Consider the following 5,265-nt stretch of genomic DNA (forward strand, 5'->3'; position numbering starts at 1 on the left):
AAACAACTGTAATGCTAGGGCGACCTCCTCCCAATGCGTGGTGTACAGCAGATCGTTGCGGCCACCTACCAGAGGCTCGCGAGCCCTCAAGCTTTCGTGCTGCCGCGGGCGGGAGACGGTCCCCACTGGAGCACCGGCTGAATGATATGAGCGCGATTCGCATCCTGCAGTCCATTGAATAGATAGATCGTCTGGCCGTTTGCGGCGGTTGGCGCTAACGGCACGGTGCACTGGACTACGAACGAGACGATTGGATGTGAGGATCGGTTTGTCCACCTAGACCAGGATTGCCATCCCCGCCTCCACTGCCACTTCGACTGCCGGCTCCTGGTCGATGGACACCTAAGCGTCGCTCTTGAGCGTCCGCATCTCCCAGCCGCGGCCAGTCTGGCGTACGCGCGTTCCGCCCTCAAGTTGCCGAACTTGCGATCCTCTCCGTGGTCCTTTTGAAGTGAAAACGACATCGTTCATCGACTGATCCTACGCGACGTCGTCACCTAAGAGGACGTATCCCCGACAGCTGGGTTGTAAGCTGATTGATATTGATCTGCTCAATGAGACGATCTGCTTTCAGCCTTCCGGACGCCCGAAACGGCGTTCCAGCTTTGTCGCCCCGCGCGAACGCGAAAGTCAGCTTGTCCGTATTGACCTCCGAGAAGGATCCCAGATTGCTTCCAGGTCCGATGAAACTTGTAAGCGTCCAAGTGGGACCACCGTTCACATTCTTCGTGACGACGAAATTGACGTATCCGCCGAAGATGCCGTCGTCGGAAAGCTTCTTGCCCCAATCCACGTGCTGCGAGGTGAAAGCGAGCTCGACCGTTCTTTTAAGACCCAGTTCGCCTGCTAGATTTGTATCGGTAGGCCAGCATTCCGCCAGATCGCCCCCCAACTTCCTCACGGCCTGAGCCTCCTTCTGCAAGGCGCGCATTGAATAATAGAACTTCTGTGTAAAATTTTGCTCTCGCGATTGGCTGAGCGTGCCACCCAATCCGAGCGCAAAGGGCGCGTTGACGTATGTCAGCGATGGGCTGAGGCCACCGGTATCGTTGACCGTCAGGTTCAACTGGACTGCGACGTCGATGTCGTCACCGAGCAAAGCATCAGAAATTCCGTCACCTCGCTCGATTAGTTGGACCAGCTCGCAAGAGATCCGCCGCGAGATGGAATGTATCGTTGGCCCGTTCCCATTGACCGGAATATCGAAGTTAGGAACGACCGCCGCGCATCCGGAGAGCAAGACGGAAAGCGAGATCCAGAGCGAGACGGTTCGCATTCGCACGACTTCACTCATCTCGAACCCTCCGGCAAACTCCTGCAAAAGCCCACCTCGTGCGGCACGGTGTTCACGTCGGGCCTCCGCTCGCCCAGCGCCTCGCAGACCGACGTTCTTCTTGTCTTGCATTGAATGGTGGTAGAGTTCGCCAGGACCTGGCAATCGCACAAAGGGTCGTTAGCCGCGATCGTCGCCTCTTGCTCGAGTTTTTCGAACGCTGCGTCGATCTCTGCAGACGTTGGCGGCGTCTTACCGAAGTAGTACATCATCGAGTAAAAGCGGCGCTGGATGCCTTTCCACATCTGTCCCCCCAAAAATGACTTTGCCCAAAGGCACATACTGGCTGCATCCCAGGCGAGAAACAATGGCCTCACGCTCGCGTTGATCGATTATCCCCCACCGGTCGTGGGCTCAATTCGCTTCGCTGCATCGCACCCACGGCCCGGCAAGACGCTTCTCGTCTGCTCAAGGCGGTCCCTTCGTGCGGATGGTACTGCTCGTGGTGCAGCCACTCCCAGCCTGCGGTGCCGGCCGCCGGCCGGATGCCGAAATGCTCCTGAAGTCGCGCGGCAATGCGGGCACTTCGAGACATTGATTGCAAGGAAAAGATCGCTGGCGCTGGCTCTACCCGCTACTGGGTGAGGGATTTGAAGCAGGCCTGCATGTCATCCTCGGCCTTGCGGATCTGGTTGGCGATAGCTTTTGCGCGAATAGCTGTGGGATGCCTGTCGATATTGTAATCGTAGGCAGACAAGCTCTCACCCGAAGTGACCCGCATAGCCGGCACCTAGATTACGACAGAGCCTAAATTGCTGCATTGCTGGAACGAACTTATCCAGGACCGCTTTGCCCATTGCCCGATCCGCTTCGCCAAGGTCCGCCAACTTGCTCTGCAGCGTCTTGAGGTAGGACATTGCCAGGGCCTGACCGTTTGTGCCGGCACGCCCTTGTCGTACCAGTCGCCTTGTATTTTGAGTCCCAGCACGTCTAGCTCCGATAGAAGCGTTGCCTTGCTGACCAGAATCTTTTCGCGGACCAGTGAAAACGTCGTGCCGACAAGCTGGGTACCAAGTTCCTGCACTTGCTTGGCGTAACCCTGCTGCGCGACCTCGAGATCGGCAATCTGCCGTTCCAGCCTGGCTTTCTGTTCAGTCAAGCTGCCCAAGCTCACCTGGCTTTCCGCAATAGAGCGCTGCAGGTCCTTTTCGGTCTGCTCCAGGCTCACAATGCGGATATTGCGCAATGCAAGCTCCGATTGGAGGTAGCCCACGAACGCCTGCGAGGTCTTCGAAAACAAGAACCCGTAAATGGCCAAGATGGCCAACGCCAGCGCACAAAGCGCAGACACAATTTGGGAAACATTGCCCCACTCTGGGCGTCGCGTCTCCTCGCCCACGCCTCACCTTCGCCAGTTCCGGCCGAGTTCGTCGTCGAACCACATCTCAGCGCCGTAGTCCGCTCCCATGGGGGAACGGAAATTCAAATAGTGTGAGTAGTGGTTCTGCGAGAGCCACGTCTTGAACGCGTAGAAGCTCGGATGCTCACGCATTTCTTCACTTAGGTGATGGTGGGACAGTAAACGGTTCTACGGAATCGTTATCGTTTTTAAAGCGACTGTCTCACCTGCGGCGGCGCAAGGCGCGTCCGCGAGAAGGTGGAATCCGAGATGACTGACACTGCAAACGGTGGCCTCCCGGAGGCCGCCGCAAAACCCGTTCGCGCTGAGGGTGGCGGACAGGACTTTAACAACATGCTCCGCAGCGGTGCCGATCCTGCCCGCATTGCCGACATTATCGAAAACGATGACATGCCGCCGCACCAGCGTATTGCTGACTGGATCGAAGGGGACGATACCAACTCGGGAGACTTCCGGGCCGGCAGCCCCCGCCGGGAGGGGGAGCTGGGCGAGGTAACGGCCGCCACGGGTGCGCCAAACGCGTCCCCGCGCTCCTGGGGCTTCGATGTCGAGGAAATCAACCGCAGCTACGCGCTGGCGATCTGGGGCGGCAAGGCGGTGGTGGTGAACGAACAGCCGTCCGGGCCGGTTAATGACCGGGTGCGGGTGATGTCGTTCGAGTCGATGAATTCCTGGTTCGCTAACCTTCACGGAGATCGAGGGGTCGGATGGAAAGATTCGGCCCGTGACCTGGGCAAGGGCTTGGCACTCGCACCCCGATCGCCGGCAGTACGATGGGGTTGAGTTTTGGCCGAATCCCGAGGGTGCCAAAGGCACGCCCAACTATCTCAATTTCTGGCGCGGTTTCGATGTGATCCCGTCGCCGAGCGGATCGTGCACTATCTTTCGGGATCATCTGCTTACGAACGTCTGCGACGGCGCCCCCGAGCTATTCAAATACGTGTTCGGTTGGATGGCGCATATTGTGCAGAAACCGCGCGAGCGCCTGGGCACCGCGATCGTGCTGCGCGGCCGACGCGGCACGGGCAAGAGCAAGGTCGGCGAGGTGCTGGGATCGTTGTTCTCGTCGCACTACTTCCAAGTGGATGATGCCCGCTACATCACCGGGCAATTCAACGCCCATATGGCAAGTTGCTTGCTGCTGCAGGCGGATGAGGCCGTTTGGGCGGGCGACAAGGCGGCTGAGGGCCGGCTCAAGGGCTTGATCACGAGCGAGATGCAGATGATCGAGTCCAAGGGCGTCGATCCGATCCGGCTGCGCAACTTTGTCCGCGTGATCATGTCATCTAACGAGGGTTGGGTGGTGCCCGCCGGTATGGATGAGCGCCGATTCGTCGTTCTCGACGTGAACCCTCGGTGTGCACAAGATCGGGCCTACTTCGCCGACATGGACGATGAATTGAACAAGGGCGGGCGCGGGCGGCTGCTTCACGACTTGCTGACATTCGACCTGGATCAGGTGGACCTGTGGCATCTTCCGCAGACTCAAGCGTTGCTTGAGCAAAAGATTCGGTCACTCGATACGATCGATGACTTTTGGTTCAACCGCCTTCATGAAGGTGGCGAGTGGCCACAGCAAATCGCCTGCGATCTTCTCTATGCGGAATACCTCAAGGCGGCGTCGCAAGTCGGTGTCGGGCGCAAGCGTGGCGCCGCCGAGTTTGGCAAGCGGCTCGCTAAGCTTGTGCCCGACCTGCGCAGATTCCGACCTGCAATTGAGGTTGATCCCGGCGTGGTGAAGCGCGTATGGTCTTATGACATGCCGTCGCTCGATGAGTGCCGCGCGGCATTCGATGATCTGCTCGGCCAACCTGTGGATTGGCCGGCGCTTCCCCCGGAGAGGGGCGAGCGAGCGCAGCCGGAAGCGGATGATTTCGCTCCGATGTAAATCGGTCCTAGGGCGTCCTAGCGCGTCCTAGGTGTAAAAAATTCAGAAAAACCTTCAAAAATAGGGGTTGGTCCTAGGAGTCCTAGGACCGTCCTCACGCGCGCGCGTGTAATGCGTTGTGTGCCGTTTGGCGGTTGGTTGTTGCTTTACCCCAACCCTCAATCTTCTAGGACTCCTAGGATCAACCGCTTATTTCATAGTGTTTCTTGAATTTTCCACAGCTAGGACGCCCTAGGACCACCTAGGACCAAACCTAAACCTAACCAACGGCTCTGCCGCTGAGGTGTCGCACTCGACGCTTTGGCTGCGGAGCCGTTTCTTTATGAGGAACTGAAAGTGGCTAGACCAACGAAAGACCAAATCGACTTCGCCAAATCGTGAGCGTCACGATAGGATCACCGGTGCCCGGGCTTGACTTGCGCGGAATGCTCTGGATAGCGCGGTCGGGATGATTGACGCCGCCGGGGCGCGGTGATGGGGTGATCCCGGTTCGGAGCGGGCAACGGGATCAGAATGAACAGCGAGTCGCAGCTGCGCGAGAAGCTTCGGAAGATCGAGGCGTTGTTCGTGGGGGCCGGAACTGCTGGTGAGCGCCTTGCGGCGGAAGCCGCGCTGCAGCGGGTGCGGGCCCGGGTCGAGGAACTCGCTCGCCACGATCCACCGATCGAACAGCAATTCTCACTT

Annotated in this window: 6 protein-coding genes; 2 read left to right on the forward strand and 4 right to left on the reverse strand. The window is 58.7% G+C overall.

Annotation, left to right across the window (positions count from 1 at the left end; translation table 11 throughout):
- Positions 1-493: 493 nt before the first annotated feature.
- From FXV83_RS41940 to FXV83_RS41950, 4 genes are all read right to left on the reverse strand, one after another.
- Entirely contained in the window at positions 494-1,294 is an 801-nt protein-coding gene (locus FXV83_RS41940; RefSeq protein ID WP_148745841.1) for a hypothetical protein, read from the reverse strand.
- Positions 1,291-1,578 (reverse strand): hypothetical protein, encoded by a 288-nt coding sequence (locus FXV83_RS41945; RefSeq protein WP_148745842.1) that lies wholly within the window; start codon positions 1,576-1,578, stop codon positions 1,291-1,293. The genes FXV83_RS41940 and FXV83_RS41945 overlap by 4 nt, the downstream gene beginning before the upstream one ends.
- A 329-nt stretch (positions 1,579-1,907) precedes the next feature.
- A complete protein-coding gene (locus FXV83_RS45095) occupies positions 1,908-2,030 on the reverse strand; it encodes a hypothetical protein (RefSeq protein WP_283811760.1) in 123 nt (40 codons plus the stop codon).
- A 33-nt stretch (positions 2,031-2,063) separates the two neighbouring features.
- Positions 2,064-2,672 carry a hypothetical protein gene (locus tag FXV83_RS41950; RefSeq protein WP_148745843.1) on the reverse strand — a complete coding sequence of 203 codons (609 nt, stop codon included), beginning with the start codon at positions 2,670-2,672 and terminating at the stop codon, positions 2,064-2,066.
- Positions 2,673-2,942: 270 nt separating this feature from the next.
- Between FXV83_RS41950 and FXV83_RS41955 the strand changes: the two genes are divergently transcribed.
- Complete coding sequence (locus FXV83_RS41955) at positions 2,943-3,476, forward strand: hypothetical protein (protein WP_148745844.1); 534 nt, start codon at positions 2,943-2,945, stop codon at positions 3,474-3,476.
- Positions 3,418-4,581 (forward strand): DUF5906 domain-containing protein, encoded by a 1,164-nt coding sequence (locus tag FXV83_RS41960; RefSeq protein ID WP_148745845.1) that lies wholly within the window; start codon positions 3,418-3,420, stop codon positions 4,579-4,581. The genes FXV83_RS41955 and FXV83_RS41960 overlap by 59 nt, the downstream gene beginning before the upstream one ends.
- The last annotated feature ends 684 nt before the right edge of the window (positions 4,582-5,265 follow it).

Origin of the sequence: Bradyrhizobium hipponense (assembly GCF_008123965.1) — a bacterium.
GTDB lineage: Bacteria > Pseudomonadota > Alphaproteobacteria > Rhizobiales > Xanthobacteraceae > Bradyrhizobium > Bradyrhizobium hipponense.